Origin of the sequence: Rhodococcus sp. BP-241, from assembly GCF_019836145.1 — a bacterium.
GTDB lineage: Bacteria > Actinomycetota > Actinomycetes > Mycobacteriales > Mycobacteriaceae > Rhodococcoides.
In genome coordinates, this window is sequence record NZ_JABUEI010000008.1 from 68365 (window position 1) to 91268 (window position 22904).

The following is a 22904-nucleotide window of genomic DNA, read 5'->3' on the forward strand; positions in this document are numbered from 1 at the left end:
GCGTTTCACCCCTCGGCGCCCTGTCGGCCGCCGATCTCTCAGCAGTTCAGCATCATCTGCCTTTCGGAAGGACCCTCCACCCATGTCGCGTTTCGTCGACCGTGTCACCCTGCACGTCAGTGCGGGAAAGGGCGGTAACGGGTGCTCCTCCGTCCACCGGGAGAAGTTCAAGCCCCTCGGTGGTCCGGACGGCGGCAACGGCGGCCGCGGCGGCGACGTGGTCCTCGTGGTGGATCCGAGCGTGCACACCCTTCTCGACTTCCACTTCCACTCCCATGCGAAGGCAGGAAACGGCACGCAGGGGGCCGGCAGCAATCGCGACGGCGCCGTCGGCGAGGACCTGATCCTGGGTGTCCCGGACGGCACCATGGTTCTCGACAGCGACGGCCGGATCCTTGCCGACCTGGTGGGCGAGGGCACGCGTTTCGACGCGGCGGCCGGCGGTCGCGGCGGCCTGGGCAACGCCGCCCTCGCATCGCGAGCACGCAAGGCGCCCGGCTTCGCGCTCCTCGGCGAGGACGGGGTCGAGCGCGACCTGGTCCTGGAGCTCAAGTCCGTGGCCGACGTCGGTCTGGTGGGCTTCCCGAGCGCCGGAAAGTCGTCTCTCGTCTCCGTGCTCTCGGCCGCCAAGCCGAAGATCGCCGACTACCCGTTCACGACACTGGTCCCGAACCTCGGCGTCGTCTCGAGCGGCGACACCACGTTCACCGTCGCCGACGTCCCCGGCCTCATCCCTGGCGCCAGCCAGGGCAAGGGGCTGGGCCTGGACTTCCTGCGTCACCTCGAGCGCTGTGCTGTGCTCGCCCACGTCGTCGACTGCGCGACCCTCGATCCGGGTCGTGATCCCGTGTCCGACGTCGACGCTCTCGAGGCCGAACTGGCCGCGTACACGCCCGCCCTGTCGAGCGACGCCGGCCTGGGCGAGTTGGCAGATCGCCCGCGCATCGTCGTGCTCAACAAGGTGGACGTTCCCGAGGCGCAGGAACTGGCCGACATGGTGCGCGAGGACTTCGAGGCCCGCGGCTGGCCCGTCTTCGCCATCTCCGCGGTGAGCCGGGAAGGTCTGCGTCCCTTGACCTTCGCCCTCGCGGAGCTGGTCGCGCAGTACCGCATCGATCATCCCAAGGCCGTCGCGCGTCGGCAGGTCATCCGGCCCGTCGCCACCGACAAGGCGGGCTTCAGCGTCATCTCCGATCCTGACGAGCCGGGCGGCTTCATCGTGCGCGGCGAGCGCCCGGAGCGGTGGGTCATGCAGACGGCCTTCGACAACGACGAGGCCGTCGGTTACCTCGCCGACCGACTCGCTCGTCTCGGTGTCGAGGCGGAACTGGTCAAGCAGGGCGCGCAGCCCGGGGCGTCCGTGACCATCGGCGACGTCAGCTTCGAGTGGGAGCCGCAGACCCCCGCCGGTGTCGACGTCACCATGACCGGCCGCGGTACCGACTCGCGCATCGACCAGGTCGAGCGCATCGGCGCGCCCGAGCGCAAGCACGCCCGCCGTGTCCGTCGAGGGCTGGAGAGCGACGAGCAGTGACCGCGACGCAGCCGCACGGGAGTACGCGGGAGATCATCGCGTCGGCGCGCAGCATCGTCGTGAAGATCGGGTCGTCGGCTCTCACCAGCATGGAGGCCGGACTCGACCTCGCCCGGCTGGACGCGTTGGCGGATGCGATCGAGGCGCGGATGCGTGCCGGGTCCGACGTCGTCGTCGTGTCGTCCGGAGCGATCGGTGCCGGTATGGCGCCGTTGGGTCTCAAGCAGCGGCCTCGTGACCTGGCGACGAAGCAGGCCGCGGCCAGTGTCGGCCAGTTGGCGCTGGCGCACGCGTGGGGCACCTCCTTCGGCCGCTACGGTCGGACCGTCGGTCAGGTGCTGTTGACGGCGGACGACATCGCCCGTCGGTCGAATCACCGCAACGCTCAGCGCACCTTCGACCGACTGCGCTCACTCGGCGCCGTGGCCGTCGTCAACGAGAACGACACCGTCGCGACGGCCGAGATCCGCTTCGGCGACAACGACCGTCTCGCAGCCCTGGTCGCGCACCTCGTCGGCGCGGACGCGTTGCTGCTGCTGTCCGACGTCGACGGCCTCTACGACGGCGACCCCCGCAAGGACCCCGACGCGACCTTCGTCCGCGAGGTCGCGAGTCCCGAGGATCTCGACGGCGTCGTCGCCGGATCGGGCGGCTCCCTCGGCACCGGCGGCATGGCGTCCAAGTTGTCCGCGGCCCGCCTGGCAGCGGACGCGGGTGTTCCCGTCCTGCTGGCGGCGGCGTCCGAGGCGGCCTCCGCCCTCAGTGGTGGACCGGTGGGGACCACGTTCACCGCGCGCCCGAACAGGTTGTCGGCCCGCCGATTCTGGGTTCGTCATGCCGCGGACACCGCCGGCGCCCTCACGCTCGACGACGGCGCCGTCACCGCGGTGATCGGCCGGCGACGCTCGTTGCTGTCGGCAGGAATCGTCTCGGTCAGTGGCTCGTTCGACGCCGGCGACGTGGTGACCCTGCACGGCGTGGACGGCACCGTGGTCGCGCGCGGAGTCGTCGCGTACGACGCGGCGGAGCTCGCCGGCATGATCGGTCGCTCGACGGGCGATCTCGCCCCCGAGGCCCGACGCCCCGTGGTGCACGCGGACGACCTCGTCTCGGGCTGAGCGACCGGTCAGGCCGGAGCCGAGGCGGCGAGCACGCGCCGGAGTGCGAGGGCCAGCAGCGCCACCGCGACACCGGCCGCAACCATCGACCACAGCGCCCAGCCGAAGCCGGTCAGCTCCGCGAGAGAGCCGAACGCGACGGGTGCCAGCAGCACCCCGATCCGGGCGATCAGCGACACCACTGTGAGGGCCGTGCCCGCGGTGATGCCGGGGAGTCGTCCGGCCAACCCGAACGCAGCCGGAAAGATCGGTGCCGCACCGAATCCCGCGACGGCGAACATCACCGGGGCGATCACAGGCGAACTCACCACGGGTGCCGCCAGGAACGCGGCCGCGATGAGCAGTGCGCCGCCCATCAGCACGGCGTGGCGTCCGACGCGGTCCACCACGGCGTCACCGACGAGGCGTCCGACGAACATCGCGGACGAGAAGGCCACGACGGTGAGACCCGCCAGTCCCGGCCCGGCCCCGAGATCGGTGGAGTAGATCGCACCCCAGGACTGCGGCACGTCCTCGACCAGGGCGCACACCAACACGAGCCCTCCGAGCAACGCCAGGGCGCCGGAGAACACGCGCCGTGGCCCTCGGCCGGACGGTCGAGGGACGGTGTCGGGCACGGCGCGTCCGTCGGGAACCAGCGAGCGGTGAGCCACCAGCGCGAGCGCCAGCAGGACCCCACCGACGAGAGCGAAGTGGACGAGCACGGCGAGTCCGATCCCGGCCGCGGCGGCGCCCGTGAGGCCGCCGGTGACGGCCCCTGCGCTCCACGCCGCGTGGAATCGGTTGAGAAGCGAACGCCGCCGGTTCTTCTCGACGATCACCCCCTGCGCGTTCATCGACACGTCCATGACGGCGTCAGCCCCGCCCAGGACGGCGAGAGCGAGTGCCAGTGCCCACCACGTCCCGGCGAGTGCCGGGAGTACGAACGCCAGGCACAGCACCGTCGCGGAGAGCAGGACGACTCGGCGACTGCCGAGCCGCCGGATACCGACGGCGGCCAGGGGAGTGGCGAGAAGGCCGCCGGTGCCGACTCCCGCGAGCGCCAGACCGAGCACCGACGCGTCGAGTTCGAGAGCATCGCGGATCGCAGGCAGGCGCGGCGCCCAGTTACCGAGCACCGCACCGTTGACGAAGAAGATCGCCGCGACGGCCCACGGGGCACCGCCGACGGTCCTGCCGTCCGTCACAGAAAGGACGCCAGGACCTCGGAGCAGCCGGCCTCGATCTTCTGGGCGGCGAACTCGTCCCCGCGGGTGCGTCCTCGGTTGACGATGAACACCGGGATGTCGTTCTTCCACGCGTGCCGGACGAAGCGCAGTCCGGACATGACGGTGAGCGAGGACCCCAGCACCACGAGCGAGCGCGCGGCGTCGACCATGTCGTAGGCGCTCCGGACGCGCGGCTTGGGCACGCTCTCACCGAAGTAGACGATGTCGGGTTTGAGGATGCCGCCGCACACCTCGCAGCCGACCATGCGGAAGTGGGCGGTGCTCTCGATGATCGCGTCGGCGTCCGGGGCGATCTCGACGCCGTCGGCACCGACGACGGACTCGATGAAGCCGGGATTGGCAGCGGTCAGACGTTCGTCGAGAGCCACGCGGGAGACGAGGCGATCACAGTCGAGGCAACGGACCCGGCCGTACACACCGTGCAGGTCGATCACCGAGCGGGAGCCGGCCTTGGTGTGCAGCATGTCGACGTTCTGCGTGATGACGCCGGAGACGGTACCCACGCGCTCGAGCTCGGCGAGGGCGCGGTGCCCGGCGTTGGGGCGGGTGGCGTCCATGTGGCGCCAGCCGACGTGGTTGCGAGCCCAGTAGTGACGTCGGAAATCGTCGTCGCCGATGAACTGCTGGAACGTCATCGGGTTGCGCGGCGGAGAGTCCGGGCCCCGGTAGTCGGGAATTCCCGAGTCCGTGGACATCCCGGCACCGGTCAGCGCGACGACGCGGCCGTCGGCCATCGCGTCCTGCAGAGAGAGGGCGCTGCGCGGCGACCGATCGAGAGAGCGTGGGGAAACCGAGGTCACGTCTCCAGAGTAGGTCGCCGCGTCGGCTGGGGTGGGGCGGCGGGGTGGGATGCCCGGTCGGCCCGTGGCGTCAGGCAGGAACCTCGATCAACGGGTAGACGCCGTTCTCGTCGTGACGCTCGTTGCCGACGACGGGCGGGTTGAACACGCACAGCATCCGCATGCGGGTCCGCGTCTCCACCGTGTGACGCTCGTGCCCGTTCAGCAGGTACATCGATCCCGGACCCAGGTCGTACGTCTCACCGGTCTCGCGGTCGGTGAGCGTGCCCTCGCCCTCGATGAGCCAGACGGCCTCGACGTGGTTGGCGTAATGGAAGTTGTTGACGGTGTTCGGCTCGATGGTGGTCTCGTGGAACGAGAACCCGACCTTGTCACCGCCCAGGACGATCCGCTTGGACCGCCACTGGCCGTCCTCGCTCGCGATGTCGCGCTCGGTTCCGGTGATGGCCTCGGTGGTGCGAACGATCATGTGGTCCTCCTCGTGCTGTGCAGACGTGCGGAACGCGATTCGGTCAGGAGCAGACGGTCGCGGTGGCGTCGGCCAGGATGCCGAGGCCGTGATCGAGATCCTCCTCGGTGATGGTGAGCGGCGGAAGCAGCTTCACCACCTCGTCGGAGGGTCCGGACGTCTCGGCGAGCAGGCCCTTGTCGTAGGCGAGCGCGGTGACCTTCGACGCCTTCTCCGCGTCGTCGAACACGAGACCCTGGACCATGCCGCGACCGCGGGTGCTCAGACCCTCGAAGCGGGCCGAGAGATCGATGAACGCGTCCTGGATCCGCTCGCCCTTGGCCAGGATCGACGCCTCGAACGCGCCGTCGGCCCAGTAGTGGTCGAGCGCGGCCTTGCTGGTGACGAAGGCCGGGCTGTTGCCGCGGAACGTGCCGTTGTGCTCGCCGGGACCCCAGACGTCGAGTTCCGGGCGCATGAGCGTCAGTGCCATCGGCATGCCGTAGCCGCCGATCGACTTCGACAGCGTGACGATGTCCGGCACGATGCCGGCGTCCTCGAAGGAGAAGAACGGCCCGGTGCGGCCGACGCCCATCTGCACGTCGTCCACGATGAGCAGGATGTCGCGGCGCTTCAGCAGATCTGCGAGCCCGCGCAGCCACTCGGCACGGGCGACGTTGACGCCGCCCTCACCCTGGACCGTCTCGACGATGACGGCCGCGGGGCGGTTGATGCCGCTTCCCGAGTCGTCCAGCACTCGTTCCATCCACTGGAAGTCGTCCGTGGCACCGCCGAAGTAGTTGTCGAACGGCATCGGGGTCGCGTGGACCAGCGGGATGCCGGCGCCGGCGCGCTTCATGGAGTTGCCGGTGACGGACAGAGCGCCGAGCGTCATGCCGTGGAACGCGTTCGTGAAGTTGATGACCGAGGAACGGCCGGTGACCTTTCGCGCCAATTTGAGCGCGGCTTCCACGGTGTTCGTTCCGGTGGGTCCGGGGAATTGCACCTTGTAATCCAACCCGCGGGGCTCGAGAATGCGCGTGGTGAACGACTCGAGGAATTCGCGTTTCGCGACGGTGGACATGTCGAGACCGTGCGTGATGCCGTCCCGCATGATGTAGTCGACCAGTGCCTGCTTGAGCACGGGATTGTTGTGGCCGTAATTGAGCGCACCGGCTCCGGCGAAGAAGTCGAGGTAGCGACGGCCGTTCTCGTCGGTGATCCACGAACCCTGCGCGGTGTCGAACACTGCGGGCCACTGTCGGCTGTAGCTGCGGACCTGCGACTCGCGGGCCTCGAAGATGTCGGTGGTGGTGTCGGTCGGGGTGATGCTGGTGGTCATCGAGGTCCTTCGGGTGTGGTCGTCGGAAGTGTCGGCGAGCGTGCCGTCGAACGGGCCGACCGTGTAGAGGTCCTCCGGCTCGTGGCTGTCGGGAAAGTCCTTCGCTGCGAACAGATCTCGTCGGGTGATGGTGGTGTCGCGTCGTCGCGCCAGAGATGTGAAGAGGGCGATCGACGCGTCGTTGTCGGGGCTGATGGTGGTCTCGAGGAGGCGTGCTCCGCGTGGGGTGGTGCGGTCGACGAGGCCCTGCAGCATGCGCACGGCCAGGCCGTGCCCGCGCTGGTCGGAGTCGACCGCCACCTGCCAGACGAACAGGGTGTCGTCGGCGTCGGGACGGATGTATCCGGTGACGAAGCCGACCGGACGGTCGTCGGCGTCCACTGCCACGATCGAGGTGTCGGAGAAATCGCGGCACCACAGCACGTACGAGTAACTGGAATTGACGTCCAGTACTCGGGAGTCCCTCGCGATCTCCCACAATCGCGTCCCGTCGGCCACGCGTGGTGGGCGGAACGAGAAATCGATGTCGTCGGTCGGGGCGGCTCTCTGTAACACTGGCGTCATATTGCAGACGAACGTAACAAGGCTGACCGGACATGTCAGGCGCCCTCGTCGTCAGGCACGAGAATGGCACGCCTATCGCCAGTACGTTCGCCCCTTGTGAGTGTGGTCACACGACGATGCGTTCGTCGGCGACTCGGGGCCTGCCGTGGTCCGCGGGAGGCGCGGGAACCCTCGCAGCGGCACCGCGGCGTGGGGCTGCTGTGACCAGTGTGAACAGGGTGATCAAGACTGAATGGTCTCGACGACGGTGAAATAAATGGTCAGAGCCCGGCGAGGCACCCACCGTTCCCGTTCGGTGATGGCTAATGTCCGGCACACTATGACTCCCACGGTCAGACTTCCCCGGCCCGCCCGACTGCGAGGCGCCGCTGCACGTGTCGGTGCAGCCAGCTCGACCCCCGTCGCGATGGTGCTCGCCGTTCTGCTCCCCACCGTGGCGGCCGGAGTGTTCTGGGTCTCGCAGACCGATCGCCCCGCCACCACCGGCACCGTTTCCGTCGCCGCCACTGCGGGCGGGTCGACGACGGACCCGCTCGGGTCGAGTCGGGCGGCCCTGACCAACACGGTCCTGCCGCTGCAGATCCTGAGTGGCGGTATGGCCGAGCTGTCCGACGGCAGCGTGGAGCTGGACGACGGCGCTCACCAGATGTCCGACGGCCTGCACCAGGCCCGCGACGGCTCGGCCGAACTCGCCGACGGCATGACCCAGCTCCGAGCCGGCCTCTGGCAGCTCGGTGACGGCTCGTCGCAGGTGAGTGGAGGAGTCGATCGCGTGGTGGGTGCGCTCACCGGCGTCGGAGCCGCGCAGGGCCAGATCGAACTGATCGTGCAGCAGACTCTCGACTCGCTCGCCGCGTCCACCGATCCGGGCGCCGCCGCGTCCGCGGATCAGCTGCGGCCGGTCCTCGACCTGCTGCGCACCCAGGGACTGAACGCCGGGGTGATGACCGACCTGCAGACGCTGCGCGATGGTGCGCGCACCGTGGCGTACCAACTCGACGACCCGTCCTCGGAGTTCGTCGACGGCATGGTGCGTGCCACCGACGGATCCGCGCAGCTGCGCGACGGCCTCGTCCTGCTCGACGACGGCGGGGTACGCCTCGTCGACGGCACCACGCGCCTGGTCGGGGGAGTCGGCCCGATGGAGACCATGTTCTCCACCCTGCGCACCAACGTGGAGAAAGCGTCCACCTCGCTGCCGGCAGCAGAGCGGATCGAACCCGACCCGGCCGGCGGCAGTACCTCGTACGTGGTGCGGTCCGCCTCGGACGCGTGGCCGTACCTCGCGGCGGCGTTCGCGCTCGTCGCAGCAGCGCTCGTCGGATTCTTCGTCCCGCGCGCCCGCGCCGCGGTCCTGGGGGCGGTGGCCACCGCGTCGACGATGGTGCTGGCCCTGACGTTCGCCGACACCGGCGCGAGTCTCTCGGGCTCGATGGTCTCGACCGTCCTGATCGGAGTCTGGGTCGCCGCGGTGGCCACTGCGGCGCGTGCACTGCGCACCGCACTCGGAGCCGTCCGTGCCGGAGTGGTGCTCGGGGTCCTCGGGCTCGTCCAGGTGGTGCTCGGCGGGTTGGTCCTGCGCGGGGTCGGTGGTCTGCCCGACACGGTCGGACTCTTCACCCCCCTCGGCCAACTGGTCCGGTCGTTGGAGAACGCCGCCGCGGGCGGAAGCATCGTCACCTCGCTCGTGTCGGTGATCGCCGCACTGGTCACGGTGGCTGTATCGGTGGCCGTCCTGGCCGCGCATCGCACGATCGACGACGCGGAACCGGTCGACCACGGCGCCGATGCGGCTGTCGAGAACGACGCCGACGAGGCCGACCGAACCGAGGACGACAGCGTCTCGTCCTCCGTACGCTAGGACCACCGGCCGGACGATCCCGCGGCAGGAATACCTGTCGGCGCCGGGTGGGCGGAGGAGCGTGACGTGCTGCTCGACGGAGCCAACGCACTGATCTACGGGGGCGGCGGTGTCGTCGGGAGCCGGCTGGCCGTCGCCCTGGCCCGCGACGGAGCGCGCGTGCACCTCGCCGGCCGCTCCCGGACGAAGATGCAGCACGTCGTCGACATCATCCGCGCGGACGGTGGCCACGCCGAGGCGGCCGTCATCGACGTGCTGGACGAGGTCGACGTCGACGAGTACGTGGACGTCGTCGCCGCCTGTTCCGGGAGTATCGACGTGTCGATCGACGCCATCATCCCGGGCCGGGCGTCGCGTTCGACGCACTCCGAAGCGTCGGCGCGTCGGCTCGATCGCACCGAGGTCGCGGATCTCGAACGTCCGGTCCTGGACGCGCTGCGTGCCCACTTCATCACCGCGCGGGCGGCCGCACGGCACATGGTGTGCCAGCACTCCGGTCTCATCCTCGTTCCGCGCTGCCTGCCGACCGCAGGCGACGCGGGGCTGGACGCGTCGTCGCTGGCCTCCGTCGTCATCGATCGGCTCGCCGCGCAACTTGCCGGCGACCTGGTCGGCACCGGGGTGCGCGTCACCGCCGTCGACACCGATCCGACGTCGGCCGACGAGACGGCCCGACGGCTGGTGGCCGCGGCGTCAGACGGCGATACGTAGCGCCTCGACGAGATCCCGGTACAGGGTGTCGGTGTCGAGCAGCTCGCGGTGCGTTCCCTTCGACCGGACACGTCCGCGCTCGAGCACGAAGATGGTGTCCGCGTCGATGACCGTCGACAGGCGGTGCGCGATGGTCACCACGGCACCGTGCACCGACAGGTCGCGGATGGCGTCGTGGATGGCGGCCTCGGTGATTCCGTCCACCTGCGCGGTGGCCTCGTCCAACAGCAGGATGTCCGGTGGGCGGACGATGGCACGGGCCAACGCGATGCGCTGACGCTCGCCGCCCGAGACCGCCGAGTCGCGCAACTCGGTGGCGAGACCGGCCGGCAGCAGCTCGATCTTCTCGGCCAGCCGCACGCGTTCGAGTGCCGCCCACAGCTCGGCGTCGGTCGCGTCCGGGTGGGTGAGCCGGAGATTGTCGGCGATCGTGCCCGGCAGTGTGGGTGTGGCCTGCTCGACGTAACCGATGCGCGCGCGGATCTGACTGTGGGACAAGGCCGAGTACGGGACACCGTTCAGGGCGAGTTCGCCGGTCCGCGGTTCGAGGAAGCGCAGGATCAACGAGAACAGCGTCGTCTTGCCGGCGCCCGACGGCCCGACGACGGCGGTGTGGCCGCGCGACGGAATGCTCATGTCGATCGCGTTCACCGCGGCGCCCTCGTCGCCGTACCCGGCCGTGACCCGAGTGAGGGTGAGCGCCGAGACCTCCGCGCTCGCCGGCAGGTCCGCGACCGCGGTGGGCGCCTCCTTCTCGAGGTCCATCACCTGCACCTCACGAATGCGGGCCGCGGCGGCGATGCCGCGCTGCAGCTGCGAGACGTAGAGCGTGAGCTGGGCGACCGGGCCCACCAACTGGAACGCGTAGAGCAGGAACGCGACCAGGCTGGAGACGGCCAGCGCTCCCGAGCTCACCCGATACGCGCCCACGCCGAGCACTGCGATGATGGTGAGCTGGATCCCGGAACCGGTGATGGTCCACGCCCAGGCCTCGAGACGCACTGCTCGGATACCGTAGGACGCCGAGACGCGGGCCTCCTCGATGACCAGCTCGCTCGAACGACTCTCCGCCCGACTGGCCTTGACCGTGCGAACGGCGCGCAACGCGCCCTCCAGGATGCCGCCGAGCCGACCCATCGCCTCCTGTGCATTGCGTTGAGCGCGAGCCACCTTCGGCATGAGGAACCCGGCGGCGACACCGATGAGACCGATGCCGAGCAGAGCCGTCCCGAGGAGGGGGAGGTCGAGGGTCGCCATGAGCACGATGACACCCACGATCGCGATGCTGCCGTTGACGATCTCGACCAGCGCCCAGGACGACGCCTCGCGGAGCAGCATCGTGTCGGACGTGACCCGCGTGAGCATCTCGCCCGCGGGACGAGCGGTGACCGCCGGGATGGTGGCGCCGAAGAACCGCCGCACCATCGATGATCGCGCCTCGAGCACGACGCGTTCGGCCATGGTTCCCAGGAGCAGGCGTTGAGCCAGACCCACGATGATCCCCACGACGAGGAGCCCGACCAACAGGACGATGGCCGACCGCGTGGCGCCCGGGACGTCGAAGGAGTCCAGCAGTCGCTTGGTGACCAGCGGAGTGGCCAGGGACGACGCGGTGACCAGCAGACCGAGGAGCAGGCCGAACCGGAACAACCGGCGATGCGGGCGGATGAAGGTCCAGAGGAGGCGGAGATTGGGGAGCCGACCTGGTGCATCGGGAGTAGCTGTCGTCACCTCGTCACACTAGTCGCGCGCCGACAGACACCCCTTCTGTCCATCCTCCGGCGTACCCGGCCGTCCCCGGCCTACCCGCGACCGATCAACGCGAACGGAAGCACCGCATCGGCCCCCGCCTGCCGGAGCGCCCGCGCCGCCACGGTGAGCGTCCACCCGGTGTCGGTGGAGAGATCGAGCAGCAGGACGGGTCCGCGATGCGCCGTCAGATCGGGTGCCTCGAAGGCGTCCACCAACGAGGCGACGCGGAACGCCGAGTTCGCGCCCGAGACGGGCCGGGCATCGGGCCGACGGTGCAGAACGCCCAGTGGCTCCAGCCTGCCGACCCTCGCCAGACGCTCCCCGAGGTCGTTCAACAGCGCCGGTCGGGAGTCGCTCTCCATGACCATCAGCCCGGTGGGCCGCTCGTCCCACGTCCACTCCGCGAGGACCTTGATGCACGCGGCCTCCAGCCCGTCGGGTGCCGGACCGTCCTCGCCGTCCGTCAGCGCGCGCAGGCGTGGTCCCCACACCGGGTCGGTGAGACGGCCGAGGATGCGGCCGGTCTCCGGGCCGTCGGTGATCTTCCCCGACAGCTCGACGCCGACCTTCTTCAGTCCCGTCGGCCACTGCTTACGGATGGCGAGGTCCAGCCCGGGTCGATCGAGACGGCGACGGGTCGACTCCACGTGATCGGCCGACACGTCCGCGGAGAGGTGCTGCCCGGTGCAGTTGTCGCAGCGCCCGCACCGGTCCGCCTCCGCATCCCCGGTGAGGGACGGATCGTCGAGTTGCCGGCGCAGGAACGCCATCCGGCACTCGTCGGTGCTCTGGTACTCGATCATCGCGCGCTGCTCGGACAGCCGTGCCTCGTCGAGTCGTTCGTAGCGCTCCCGGTCGTAGTGCCAGTGTTCCCCGGTACCGAGCCAACCGCCCTTGACCCGCCGGACGGCGCCGTCGACGTCGAGGACCTTGAGCACCATCTCGAGCCGAGTGCGTCCGAGCTCGACGAGCGGTTCGAGAGCCTGGGTGGACTGGGCGCGCTCGGTGTCCAGCACCTCGAGCACCCGACGTACGACGTGTTCGCGAGGGAAGGCGACGGACGCGAAGTAGCTCCAGATCTCCCGGTCCTCCGGACCGGGCAGGAGGACGACGTCGGCGCGCTCGGTGGCGCGTCCCGCGCGGCCCACCTGCTGGTAGTAGGAGATGGGCGACGACGGTGCACCCACGTGCACGACGAACCCCAGATCGGGTTTGTCGAAACCCATGCCCAACGCCGAGGTCGCGACGAGCGCCTTCACACGGTTCTGCAGCAGATCCTGTTCCGCCGCTTCGCGTTCCGTCGGATCGGTCTGGCCGGTGTAGGCGGCCACCTCCATTCCTCGATCGCGCAGCAGCGCCGCGAGGTCGTTGGCTCCCGCGACCGTCAGCGAGTAGACGATGCCCGAGCCGGGCAGGGTCTCGAGATGGTCGGCGAGCCAGGCGATGCGCGCTGTCGGATCGGGGATGGTGACCACGGACAGGTGCAGCGACTCGCGCTGGAGACCGCCACGCAGGACGGTGGTGTCGGCCCCGCCGACACCGAGCTGTGCCGCGACGTCCTCGACCACCCGATCGTTCGCGGTGGCCGTGGTGGCGAGAACGGGGACCCCCTCGCGCAACTCGGCGATGAGCGACCTGATGCGGCGATAGTCCGGCCGGAAGTCGTGACCCCAGTCGGAGACGCAGTGCGCCTCGTCCACCACGACGAGCCCCGCGTCCGCGGAGAGCGAGGGCAGCACCTGATCGCGGAAGTCCGGATTGTTCAGCCGCTCCGGGCTCACCAGCAGCACGTCCAGTTCACCGGCCGCGACGCGTGCGTGGACGTCGTCCCACTCGGTGACGTTGCCCGAGTTGATGGTGGCGGCGGTGACCCCGGCGCGCTCGGCCGCCGCGACCTGGTTGCGCATGAGCGCGAGCAGAGGCGACACGATGACGGTCGGTCCGAGCCCCTGCTCGCGCAGCAGGCGTGCGGCGATGAAGTACACGGCCGACTTTCCCCATCCGGTGCGCTGCACGACGAGTGCGCGTCGATGATGGACGACGAGCGCCTCGATCGCCGTCCACTGGTCCTCACGGAGAACGGCATCGGGGCCGGCGAGGTCGGTCAGCAGCTCCTGTGCGCGCTCACGGGTACTCATGCGTCACGCGTCCCGGCGAGAGCCCGGTCGACCTCGGTGACGGTGGGAGCCGAGGACCCCGCGCCGTCGCGCGTGGTGGCCACGGCCCCTGCCGCACACGCGCGCCGAACCGCGGCGGCGGGGCCGTCGCGCCACGCGGCGGCGAGCGTGCCGGCGAAGACGTCGCCGGCGCCCGTGGTGTCGACGGCCTCGACGGCGGGCGAGGGATGGGCGGTGACGACGCCGTCGGCGCCGCGATGGCGGGCACCGTCGGCCCCCAGCGTGGTGACCACGTGCGGAATGCGGGCGAGTGCGTCGACCCCCAGGGCGTTCTCCTCGTCGCGGTTGACGATCGCGACGTCGACGAGACCCAGCAGATCGTCGGAGAGCGGTTGCACCGGTGACGGATTGAGGAACACGAGCGTGCCGTTGGCCCGCGCGTGTCGCGCCGCCGCGACGACCGTCGCGACGGGCGTCTCGAGTTGGCACAGCAGGACGTCGGCTTCGGCGACGGCAGCCAGTTCCTCCGCCGTGAGCTCGGTCAGGGTCTCGTTGGCACCGCCCACGACGACGATGGAGTTCTCCGCGGCGTCGTCGACCGTGATGACAGCGACGCCACTCGCGCCCTCGACCTCGCGCAGCAGCGACGCGTCGACCTCGGCCCCGACGAGGGTCTCGCGCAGTTCGAGCGCGAAGGTGTCGGAGCCGACTGCTCCGACGAAGACGACCTCGGCGCCGGCCCGAGCGGCGGCGACCGCCTGATTGGCGCCCTTGCCGCCGGGGGAGGTGCGGAACGCGCTGCCGAGGACCGTCTCACCCGGCGCGGGCAGCGTGGGGGTGCGGCCGACGAGGTCCATGTTGATGCTGCCGACGATGGTGATGCGGGGACGTGCGGTGTCAGGATCGGCCATGGTGCACGACACTAACGGGTGGTTCGGACACCCGAGCCGTCTCGACGAGCGGGCGGCCAGTCCACGAACGACTTGCTCCGCGGCGGCGCGAACGTGCGCACCTTGGACGTGCGGAGACCCTGCCGGACCAGCCCCTCGGCGACGGTGATCGCCGCGGTCACCCCGTCGACGACGGGAACGTCGACCCTGGCCCGCACGGCGGCGTCGAGACCGGACATTCCGCCGCACCCCAGGACGATCACCTCGGCTCGGTCGTCGCGCACCGCGCGCTCCGCCTCGTCGACCACGGCGCGCACCGCCGCGTCGGGATCACGGTCGAGGTCGAGCACCCCGAGGCCGCTGGCGCGGACCGACGCGCAGCGGGTGTGCAGGCCCGCGACGAGGAGTCGGTCCTCGATCAGCGGGACCGTGCGATCGAGGGTGGTCACCACCGAGTACGAACGCCCTAGGAACATCGCGGTGCTCGCCGCGGCCTCGGTGATGTCGACGACGGGAACGTCGAGCAGCTCCTGCAGGCCCTCGCGGCCGTGCTCGCCGTAGCCGGCCTGTACGACGGCGTCGAACGGCTCCGCGTACGCGCGGACGGTCTCCATGACCGCGACGGCGGCGAGGTACGACTCGTAGTTGCCCTCAACCGACTCGGCCCCGAACGCCGGCGTCAGCGCGACCACGGTGGTGCCCGGCGACGCGATCTCGCGGGCGCGCGCACCGATGGCCTCGGTCATGGATCGCGTCGTGTTGACGTTGACGACGAGGACGCGCACGGCAGCTCCGGAGTTCGACGGGAACGGGGTTCGGCGTCGCTCAGAGTAGACCCGCTCCGCAGGCCGGAAGATATATCGCGAACTCGGTTACGTTGGCAGCGCACGAGCGTGAACCGAACGAGAGGACCGGACCCACACCATGGCCGAACTGTTCTGCAACGGAGGCGCCATGCGTGGCGGCAACCTGCACCACAACGTCTCCAGTCACACCTTCCTCGGCTCGGTGCGGACGGCGCCGAACTACCGGTTCTTCGCGGTGCGCGACGAGTTCCCCGGCCTGCTGCTGACCGAGACCTGTGGCGCCTCCATCGCCGGTGAGCTGTACGACGTCCCGATGGAGAACATCCGCACCGACTTCCTGCCGGAGGAGCCCGTCGAACTCGAACTCTCGGTCATCGAGCTCGCCGACGGACGGTCGGTGATGGCCGTGGTGCTGCGACCGGGCCTGGTCGACTCGCTGTCCGCCGAGCTCACCGAGATCACGGATCTCGGTGGGTGGCGTGCCTATCGCGGGCTTCCCGATCCGGACGAGACCGTCTCTGCGGGAGCATGAGTCGTGTCCGCCGCTGCTGACTTCCTCCTCTTTCCCGATCTCGCCTCGCGCGCTCTGGGCGGGTCGGTGAGCGCCGCCAACGACGAGTTGTTCGCCCAGCGCGAGAACCTGATCAAGCCGACGGCGCCGTTCTTCGATCCGTCGGAGTTCGGCCACAAGGGCAAGGTGTACGACGGCTGGGAGACCCGCCGCCGACGCGACGACGGGCACGACTGGGCTCTCGTGCGGCTGGGTGCGGCGGGCATCGTGCACGGCGTCGTCGTGGACACCGCGTTCTTCCGCGGCAACTATCCGCCGTTCGTGTCGGTCGAGGCCGCGTCCGTCGAGGGCTACCCCTCGGCCGAGGAACTGTCGACGGTGCAGTGGCACACCATCGTCGAGAAGTCGCCGGCCGACGGCGACACGGCGAATCTGTATCCCGTGACCGACACCCGTCGCTGGACCCACGTCCGGTTGTCGATCTATCCGGACGGGGGAGTGGCGCGGTTGCGGGTGCACGGCGAGGTGGTGCCCGACCCGCGGTTCCTGACCGGAACGGTCGATCTGCTGGCGGCGGAACACGGTGGGCGGCTCGTGGAGTGCTCGGACGCGTTCTACGCGTCTCCGGCCAACATCATCCTGCCCGGCCGTGCCCGGAACATGGGTGAGGGGTGGGAGAACTCGCGTCGGCGAGGCGGCGGAAACGACCACGCGACGTTCGCTCTCGCTGTCGCCGGGGTGCCGCGGCACGTGGAGGTGGACACGTCGTACTACGTCGGCAACGCCCCGGGCTGGGTGCGACTGAGCACCGTCGACGATCGGGTCGCCGACGTCGCGGATCCGTCCGCGTGGGCCGAGGTCCTGCCGCGCACGGCGGTCCAGCCCGACACGCGGCACCTGTTCCTTCTCGACGGCGCCCCTGCCGCAACACATCTGCGCCTCGACGTCTACCCGGACGGGGGTCTGTCCCGGCTGCGGTTGTTCGGCGATCCGGACGAGCGTGGCCGCGTCGACGCGCGCGCCGCCTGGTGGGACGGGCTTCCCGCCGAACACCGCGCACTCCTCGCCGAGCAGGCTCCGGCATGAGCGCGTGGGATCTCGCGTTCCGCGCGCGCCGTGCGGTCGTGACCGCGGCCGACGGTTCCCGTACCGAGACGGCGTGCACGGTGGGGGTGCGGGACGGCCGCATCGTCGCCGTCGTGGGTCACGACGATCCCGTCGATGCGGACGTCGTCGTGGACCTGGCCGACGACGAGGTACTGCTCCCGGGCCTGGTGGACACCCACGTGCACGTGAACGAGCCCGGTCGCACCGAGTGGGAGGGTTTCGCGAGTGCGACGGCCGCCGCGGCCGCGGGGGGCATCACGACCCTGATCGACATGCCACTCAACAGTATTCCGTCGACGGTCTCCACCGACGCACTCGACGTCAAACGAGCGGTGGCCGAGCCCGAGGCTCGCATCGACGTCGGCTTCTGGGGTGGCGCCGTACCCGGCAACGTCCCGGACCTGCGCGCGATGCACGAGGCCGGTGTCTTCGGCTTCAAGTGCTTCCTGCTGCACTCGGGTGTCGACGAGTTCCCGCCTCTCTCGCCCGACGAGCTCGAGGAGGCGATGCGGGAGATCGCCTCGTTCGACGGACTGCTGATCGTGCACGCCGAGGACGCGCAGATCATCGCCGACTCCGAGAACGCCGGCGGCCGGGACTACGCAGGTTTCCTGGCGTCGCGACCGCGCGCCGCGGAGAACACGGCCATCGCCGACGTGATCGCGGCGTCGCGGCGGACGGGATGCCGCGTCCACATCCTGCACCTGTCGAGTGCCGACGCCGTGCCGCTCGTGGCGGCGGCGAAGAAGGACGGTGTGCGGATCACTGCCGAGACCTGCCCGCACTACCTGTCGTTCGCGGCGGAGGAGATCGCGGACGGGGCGACCCAGTTCAAGTGCTGCCCGCCCATCAGGGAGGCCGACAACCGGGACGCGTTGTGGCAGGCGTTGTCCGACGGCATGATCGACACGGTGGTCACCGATCACTCGCCGTGCACCACGGAGCTCAAGCGGTTCGACGTCGGCGACTTCGGTGTCGCGTGGGGCGGCATCGCCTCGCTGCAGGTGTCGTTGGCCGCCGTGTGGTCCGAGGCGCGTCGGCGTGGGCACTCTCTCGCCGACGTCGTCGGGTGGATGTCCGCGGCGACGGCGGCTCAGGTCGGACTGGAGAGCAAGGGCGCGATCGCGGTGGGCAAGGACGCCGACCTGGCGGTGTTCGCACCGGACCAGGAGTTCGTGGTGCACGCGGAGGAACTGAGGCACAGGAATCCGGTGAGTGCGTACGACGACCGCACGGTGACGGGCTGTGTGCGCTCGACCTGGCTCGCCGGACGACGCATCGATCTCGACGGTCCACCGCAGGGAAGGCTGCTGACGCGCGGCTGATTGCAGATTGTTGACAATCGGACGATCGTCCTCGACAGTGAGGGCATGACTGCAGCAGCATTCGTGCCTCGAACAGCCGACGCCTCCACCGGTGGTCACACCGCTCGGCTGTCGCCCGCCCTGAAGCAGGCCACACCCATCGTCGTGGATCACGCGTCGGGAAGCTGGATCACCGGGACCGACGGGCGCCGCTACCTCGACTTCACCACGGGTATCGGCGTGACCAGCACCGGACACTGCCATCCGCGCGTGGTCGCGGCGGCGCGCGACCAGGTCGGCAAGATCATCCACGCGCAGTACACGACCGTCATGCACACACCTCTGCTCGAGTTGACCGAGAAGCTCGGCACCGTCCTGCCGGTCGGCCTGGACAGCGTGTTCTACGCCAACTCGGGGTCCGAGGCCGTCGAGGCGTCGATTCGTCTGGCGCGCATGGCCACCGGCCGCCCGAACATCATCGCGTTCCACGGCGGCTTCCACGGTCGCACCGTCGCCGCGGCGACACTCACCACAGCCGGGACCAAGTTCCGGTCAGGCTTCGCTCCGATGATGGGCGGCGTCCACATCGCGCCGTTCCCGTACGCGTTCCGGTACGGCTGGGACCTCGACACCGCGGTGACCTTCGCCTTGCGCGAGCTCGACTACCTGCTGCAGACCGTGTCCGCCGTCGCCGACACCGCGGCGTTCATCATCGAACCGGTCCTGGGCGACGGTGGTTACCTTCCCACCCCGCCGGCGTTCCTGGACGGACTCCGAGAGCGAGCCGATCGGCACGGCATCGTGCTCATCGTGGACGAGGTCCAGGCGGGAGTGGGCCGCACGGGGAAGTTCTGGGGTCACCAGTTCTCCGATTCCGCCCCGGACGTCCTCATCACGGCCAAGGGTCTTGCCAGCGGCTTCCCGATCTCCGCGATCGCCGCCTCGACCGCCCTCATGAGTACCGCCCTGCCGGGATCGCAGGGCGGTACCTACGGCGGGAACGCGGTGGCCGCGGCGGCCGCCGTCGCCACGCTCGACGTGGTCGAGGACGAGGGCCTGGTGGAGAACGCCCGTCTGCGCGGGGAGCAGCTTCTCGGTGGACTGCGTGAGATCGCGGCTCGGCACGACGAGATCGGAGATGCCCGCGGGCTCGGTCTGATGGCGGCCTTCGAGTTCGTCGACGACGCCGGGGACGCCGATCCGGGCGCCGCGCTCGCTCTGCAGAAGGCAGCGCTGGACCGCGATCTCCTGTTGTTGACGTGCGGTGCGCTGGGCAACGTGGTGCGCATCATCCCGCCCCTCGTGGTGACGCGGGACGAGGTCGAGCTGGGACTCGAGCGCATCGCGGAGGCGTGCGACGCGGCGCTGGGAGTTCGGTCGTGACGACGACGGTCGACCGACCCGTGCCGGTGGCCGATCGCAGCATTCTGATCGGTGGTCGATGGCGGGACGCGGTGGACGGGCGCACGTTCGACGTCGAGAACCCTGCCACCGGTGAGATCATCGCGCGCGTCGCCGACGGGGGGCCCGCCGACGCCGCTCTGGCGCTCGATGCCGCGAGCGCCGCCCAGTCCGCGTGGGCGGCGACGTCGCCGCGGGAGCGGAGCGTCGTGCTGCGCCGTGCGTTCGACCTCGTGATCGAGCGGACGGAGGACCTCGCCGCCGTGATGACCGCCGAGATGGGCAAGCCGCTCGCCGAGGCGCGCGGCGAGGTCGCCTACGCAGCCGAGTTCCTTCGCTGGTTCTCCGAGGAGGCCGTCCGCATCGCCGGCGATCACACCCTGACCGGCGACGGGTCGACGCGCATGGTGGTCACACGAGTACCGGTGGGACCGTGTGTGCTGGTGACGCCCTGGAACTTTCCGCTGGCCATGGGTGCCCGCAAGATCGGGCCCGCTGTGGCAGCCGGATGCACCATGGTGTTCAAGCCGGCCGAACAGACACCGCTCACCTCGCTCGCTCTGGCCCGCATCTTCCAGGAGGCCGGACTGCCGGACGGCGTCCTCAACATCGTCACGACCTCGGACGCGGGTGGCGTCGTCGAACCGTGGTTGCGCAGCGGTGTTGCTCGAAAGCTGAGTTTCACGGGCTCCACCGCCGTCGGCAGGCTGTTGCTCGGCCAGGCGGCGTCCACCGTCATGCGGACGTCGATGGAACTGGGCGGGAACGCGCCCCTCGTCGTCTGTGCGGACGCCGATCTGGGGACGGCGCTCGACGGAGCCATGATCGCCAAGATGCGCAACATGGGGGAGGCCTGCACCGCCGCCAACCGGTTGTTCGTCCATCGGTCCGTCGTCGACACCTTCGCGGAGCAGCTGACCGCGCGGATGGCCGAGCTGACCGTGGGAGACGGTGCGCACGAGGGTGTCCGGGTCGGCCCGCTGATCGATGCGCAGGGCCGCGCGAAGGTGCAGCGCCTCGTCGACGACGCGGTGAGACTCGGCGCGCGGATCCTGACCGGCGGTGCCACGCCGGAGGGGCCGGGATACTTCTACCCTCCGACGGTGCTGGTGGACGTCCCACCCGACGCCGAGATCGTGCACACCGAGATCTTCGGGCCGGTCGCCGCGATCATCACCTTCGACGACGAGGACGAGGTGGTGCGCATCGCCAACGACACCGAGTGGGGTCTCGTGGGCTACGTGTTCACTCGCGACGTCGACCGGGCCTTCGATCTGGGCGAGCGTCTCGAAGTGGGCATGGTCGGTCTCAACACCGGGCTGGTGTCCAACCCCGCGGCACCCTTCGGCGGGGTCAAGCAGTCCGGACTGGGGCGTGAGGGCGGGCGTCTCGGCATCGACGAGTTCCTCGAGGTGAAGTACTTCGCCGTGCCGCGTCGGCCGGGGCGGACGCTGTGACGGCCACTCGACGGCTGACACCCCTCGACGCCCGCACCACGTCGATCGTCATCGCGGACCAGTTGCGCGAGCGCATCATCGACGGATCGTTCGCACCGGGGGAGCAGGTCCACGAGGCGACGGTCGCGACCGAACTCGCCGTCTCCCGCGGACCCGTTCGCGAGGCGCTGCAACGGCTGAGTCAGGAGGGGCTGCTCGTCTCCTTCCGCAATCGCGGCGTCTTCGTCGTCGAGCTGGGTGAGTCCGACGTCGCCGAGATCTACCAGGCGCGCGCGGCCATCGAGATCGGTGCCGCGTTCACCGTTCTGCAGCGTGGTGACTCCGGACGTGTCGCGGACGCGTTGTCGCGCATCGTGGTCGAGATGCAGCCGGCCATCGGCCGGGGCGACTGGCGGTCGGTGGCGGAGCGGGATCTCGCGTTCCACACCGCACTGGTCGCGGCGACGGGCAACAGCCGGATGGGCCGGATGTACGCGACGCTCGCCGCCGAGGCCCGCATCTGCATGGCCAACCTCGAGACCGCGTACCACCGGCCCGACGCGTTGATCGAGGAGCACACGCTGCTCGTCGATCTGCTGCGAGCGCAGGACTGGGCCCGGCTCGAACCTGCTCTGCGCGAACACATGGACACCGCCGTCCACGATCTGACGGCGTCGCTACGTGAGTCGGCGGAGACCGCGTAGTCACTCGCGCTGCGCCAATGGGTGCGAGCACCTACGCTCGCTCCAGGAACCCGGATAGCCTCGAAAATGTCAGGGGTACAGCATGATCGACACGATCGGTACGGCCGAGCACAGCTCCCGCCTCGCTGCCGTGCGTGCCGTCATGGCCGAGCGGGGTCTCGCGGCGCTCATGATCACCGATCCGTCGAACATCTACTATCTGACGGCCTACAACGCCCTGTCGTTCTACACCCCGCAGGTGCTCTTCGTGCCGGCCGAGGGCGACATGCTGTTCTTCGCCCGCGCCATGGACGCGCACGGCGCCTCACGCACGTCGTGGCTTCCCGACGACCAGGTGTTCGGCTATCCGGAGACCCTGGTGCAACGGCCGGACACCCATCCCTTCGTCTGGGTGGCCGACACGCTGCGCGGACTGAGCCTGGTCTCGAACTTCGAGCACGGCCAGGTGGGGCTCGAGATGGACTCCTACTACTTCAGCCCCAAGGCGTTCGAAGCGCTCGTGAAGTGCCTGCCGGAGTACCGGTTCGTCGATTCGCGGGAACTGGTGAACTGGGTGCGGTCGGTGAAGTCGGACACCGAGATCGAGCTGATGCGCGGGGCGGCGGCGATCTGCGAGAGCGCCATGGCGACCGCGATGGACGCGATCGCCGTCGGTGTGCGCCAGTGTGACGCCGCCGCGGCGATCTCCGCGGCGCAGGTACGCGGCACGGACGACTTCGGCGGCGACCACCCGGCCATCGTTCCGATGCTGCCCACCGGTGAGGGTGCGGACACCCCGCATCTCACCTGGACCGACCGGCCGTTCCGGGACGGGGAGTCGACCGTGGTGGAACTGACCGGGGTGTTCCGCCGCTACCACGTCCCGATGGCGCGGACGGTCTCGCTCGGGCGACCGGACCCGCGCATGGCCGGTCTCGCCGCCGCCACCGACGACGCACTCGGAGCCGTGCTCGCGGAGATGAGGCCCGGAGTGCAGACCAGTGACCTCGCGGCGACGTGGAACCGTGAACTGGGCCGGGCGGGATTTCACAAGCCTTCCCGCATCGGGTACTCGATCGGCATCGCGTACGCGCCGGACTGGGGCGAGCGCACCATCAGCCTGCGCAGCGACGACGCCACGATCCTGCAGCGCAACATGACGTTCCATGTCATCGGCGGTATGTGGCTCGACGGTTACGGATACGAGGTGTCCGAGTCCGTGGTGGTCACCGACACCGGTATCGACACCTTCACCGCCTACCCGCGATGCCTGACAGTCAAGGAGTGACG

The 22904-nt window shown here is 69.9% G+C and carries 19 protein-coding genes and 1 pseudogene; 11 read left to right on the forward strand and 9 right to left on the reverse strand.

From position 1 onward, the window contains the following. The first annotated feature begins 82 nt into the window (after window positions 1-82). Entirely contained in the window at window positions 83-1534 is a 1452-nt protein-coding gene (obgE, locus tag HQ308_RS16345; protein WP_027505671.1) for a GTPase ObgE, read from the forward strand. After that, window positions 1531-2652, forward strand: coding sequence for a glutamate 5-kinase (proB, locus tag HQ308_RS16350; protein ID WP_222647177.1), 1122 nt, complete (start codon window positions 1531-1533; stop codon window positions 2650-2652). The genes obgE and proB overlap by 4 nt, the downstream gene beginning before the upstream one ends. Window positions 2653-2660: 8 nt before the next feature. On the opposite strand, the gene HQ308_RS16355 is transcribed toward proB, so the two are convergent. From HQ308_RS16355 to ectA, 5 genes and pseudogenes are all read right to left on the reverse strand, one after another. Further along, window positions 2661-3839 carry an MFS transporter gene (locus tag HQ308_RS16355; protein WP_222647179.1) on the reverse strand — a complete coding sequence of 393 codons (1179 nt, stop codon included), beginning with the start codon at window positions 3837-3839 and terminating at the stop codon, window positions 2661-2663. After that, window positions 3836-4615: a Sir2 family NAD-dependent protein deacetylase gene (locus HQ308_RS16360; RefSeq protein ID WP_027505673.1), complete on the reverse strand. Its 780-nt coding sequence runs from the start codon at window positions 4613-4615 to the stop codon at window positions 3836-3838. Before HQ308_RS16360 ends, HQ308_RS16355 begins: the two co-directional genes overlap by 4 nt. A gap of 136 nt (window positions 4616-4751) precedes the next feature. Continuing rightward, window positions 4752-5150, reverse strand: coding sequence for an ectoine synthase (locus HQ308_RS16365; protein WP_027505674.1), 399 nt, complete (start codon window positions 5148-5150; stop codon window positions 4752-4754). Window positions 5151-5193: 43 nt separating this feature from the next. After that, a complete protein-coding gene (gene ectB / locus HQ308_RS16370) occupies window positions 5194-6471 on the reverse strand; it encodes a diaminobutyrate--2-oxoglutarate transaminase (protein ID WP_027505675.1) in 1278 nt (425 codons plus the stop codon). 60 nt (window positions 6472-6531) lie between these two features. Next, window positions 6532-7035 (reverse strand): annotated as a pseudogene (gene ectA / locus HQ308_RS22685) (diaminobutyrate acetyltransferase); the annotation flags it as partial. 319 nt (window positions 7036-7354) lie between these two features. Between ectA and HQ308_RS16375 the strand changes: the two are divergent. After that, a complete protein-coding gene (locus HQ308_RS16375) occupies window positions 7355-8896 on the forward strand; it encodes a hypothetical protein (RefSeq protein WP_222647183.1) in 1542 nt (513 codons plus the stop codon). Window positions 8897-8962: 66 nt separating this feature from the next. Further along, window positions 8963-9607 (forward strand): SDR family oxidoreductase, encoded by a 645-nt coding sequence (locus HQ308_RS16380; protein WP_222647184.1) that lies wholly within the window; start codon window positions 8963-8965, stop codon window positions 9605-9607. Here HQ308_RS16380 and HQ308_RS16385 read toward each other — a convergent pair. The 4 genes from HQ308_RS16385 to HQ308_RS16400 all read right to left on the reverse strand — a co-directional run bounded on the left by HQ308_RS16385 (window position 9590) and on the right by HQ308_RS16400 (window position 15151). Next, window positions 9590-11338 (reverse strand): ABC transporter ATP-binding protein, encoded by a 1749-nt coding sequence (locus HQ308_RS16385; protein WP_222647185.1) that lies wholly within the window; start codon window positions 11336-11338, stop codon window positions 9590-9592. The two genes, HQ308_RS16380 and HQ308_RS16385, sit on opposite strands and share 18 nt — an antisense overlap. A 71-nt stretch (window positions 11339-11409) precedes the next feature. Continuing rightward, the gene (locus tag HQ308_RS16390) at window positions 11410-13497 is read right to left on the reverse strand and encodes a RecQ family ATP-dependent DNA helicase (protein WP_056445861.1); all 2088 of its coding nucleotides are present in this window, start codon (window positions 13495-13497) and stop codon (window positions 11410-11412) included. Continuing rightward, entirely contained in the window at window positions 13494-14387 is an 894-nt protein-coding gene (locus HQ308_RS16395) for a PfkB family carbohydrate kinase (protein WP_222647186.1), read from the reverse strand. The genes HQ308_RS16390 and HQ308_RS16395 overlap by 4 nt, the downstream gene beginning before the upstream one ends. 11 nt (window positions 14388-14398) lie before the next feature. Beyond that, window positions 14399-15151 (reverse strand): aspartate/glutamate racemase family protein, encoded by a 753-nt coding sequence (locus HQ308_RS16400; protein WP_222647187.1) that lies wholly within the window; start codon window positions 15149-15151, stop codon window positions 14399-14401. 139 nt (window positions 15152-15290) lie between these two features. Between HQ308_RS16400 and HQ308_RS16405 the strand changes: the two genes are divergently transcribed. The 7 genes from HQ308_RS16405 (at window position 15291) to HQ308_RS16435 (ending at window position 22902) form a co-directional block, all read left to right on the forward strand. After that, window positions 15291-15704 (forward strand): gamma-glutamylcyclotransferase, encoded by a 414-nt coding sequence (locus HQ308_RS16405; protein ID WP_222647188.1) that lies wholly within the window; start codon window positions 15291-15293, stop codon window positions 15702-15704. 3 nt (window positions 15705-15707) lie between these two features. Continuing rightward, window positions 15708-16769: an allantoicase gene (gene alc, locus HQ308_RS16410; RefSeq protein ID WP_222647189.1), complete on the forward strand. Its 1062-nt coding sequence runs from the start codon at window positions 15708-15710 to the stop codon at window positions 16767-16769. Continuing rightward, entirely contained in the window at window positions 16766-18115 is a 1350-nt protein-coding gene (allB, locus tag HQ308_RS16415; RefSeq protein WP_222647190.1) for an allantoinase AllB, read from the forward strand. Before alc ends, allB begins: the two co-directional genes overlap by 4 nt. A gap of 45 nt (window positions 18116-18160) precedes the next feature. Further along, on the forward strand, window positions 18161-19477 hold the full coding sequence (locus HQ308_RS16420) for an aspartate aminotransferase family protein (protein ID WP_222647191.1): 1317 nt from the start codon (window positions 18161-18163) through the stop codon (window positions 19475-19477). Next, a complete protein-coding gene (locus HQ308_RS16425; RefSeq protein ID WP_222647193.1) occupies window positions 19474-20952 on the forward strand; it encodes an NAD-dependent succinate-semialdehyde dehydrogenase in 1479 nt (492 codons plus the stop codon). The genes HQ308_RS16420 and HQ308_RS16425 overlap by 4 nt, the downstream gene beginning before the upstream one ends. Further along, on the forward strand, window positions 20949-21635 hold the full coding sequence (locus HQ308_RS16430; protein ID WP_308115796.1) for a GntR family transcriptional regulator: 687 nt from the start codon (window positions 20949-20951) through the stop codon (window positions 21633-21635). The genes HQ308_RS16425 and HQ308_RS16430 overlap by 4 nt, the downstream gene beginning before the upstream one ends. Before the next feature lie 82 nt (window positions 21636-21717). Continuing rightward, a complete protein-coding gene (locus tag HQ308_RS16435) occupies window positions 21718-22902 on the forward strand; it encodes a Xaa-Pro peptidase family protein (RefSeq protein ID WP_222647195.1) in 1185 nt (394 codons plus the stop codon). The last annotated feature ends 2 nt before the right edge of the window (window positions 22903-22904 follow it).

Bases quoted from the DNA above. Each gene is read 5' to 3' on its own strand.
- HQ308_RS16375 (WP_222647183.1), top strand. From the start codon at position 7,355: ATGACTCCCACGGTCAGACTTCCCCGGCCCGCCCGACTGCGAGGCGCC.
- HQ308_RS16360 (WP_027505673.1), bottom strand. From the start codon at position 4,615: ATGGCCGACGGCCGCGTCGTCGCGCTGACCGGTGCCGGGATGTCCACG.
- HQ308_RS16435 (WP_222647195.1), top strand. From the start codon at position 21,718: ATGATCGACACGATCGGTACGGCCGAGCACAGCTCCCGCCTCGCTGCC.
- ectB (WP_027505675.1), bottom strand. From the start codon at position 6,471: ATGACCACCAGCATCACCCCGACCGACACCACCACCGACATCTTCGAG.
- HQ308_RS16395 (WP_222647186.1), bottom strand. From the start codon at position 14,387: ATGGCCGATCCTGACACCGCACGTCCCCGCATCACCATCGTCGGCAGC.
- HQ308_RS16405 (WP_222647188.1), top strand. From the start codon at position 15,291: ATGGCCGAACTGTTCTGCAACGGAGGCGCCATGCGTGGCGGCAACCTG.
- HQ308_RS16420 (WP_222647191.1), top strand. From the start codon at position 18,161: ATGACTGCAGCAGCATTCGTGCCTCGAACAGCCGACGCCTCCACCGGT.
- obgE (WP_027505671.1), top strand. From the start codon at position 83: ATGTCGCGTTTCGTCGACCGTGTCACCCTGCACGTCAGTGCGGGAAAG.
- allB (WP_222647190.1), top strand. From the start codon at position 16,766: ATGAGCGCGTGGGATCTCGCGTTCCGCGCGCGCCGTGCGGTCGTGACC.
- HQ308_RS16390 (WP_056445861.1), bottom strand. From the start codon at position 13,497: ATGAGTACCCGTGAGCGCGCACAGGAGCTGCTGACCGACCTCGCCGGC.
- HQ308_RS16365 (WP_027505674.1), bottom strand. From the start codon at position 5,150: ATGATCGTTCGCACCACCGAGGCCATCACCGGAACCGAGCGCGACATC.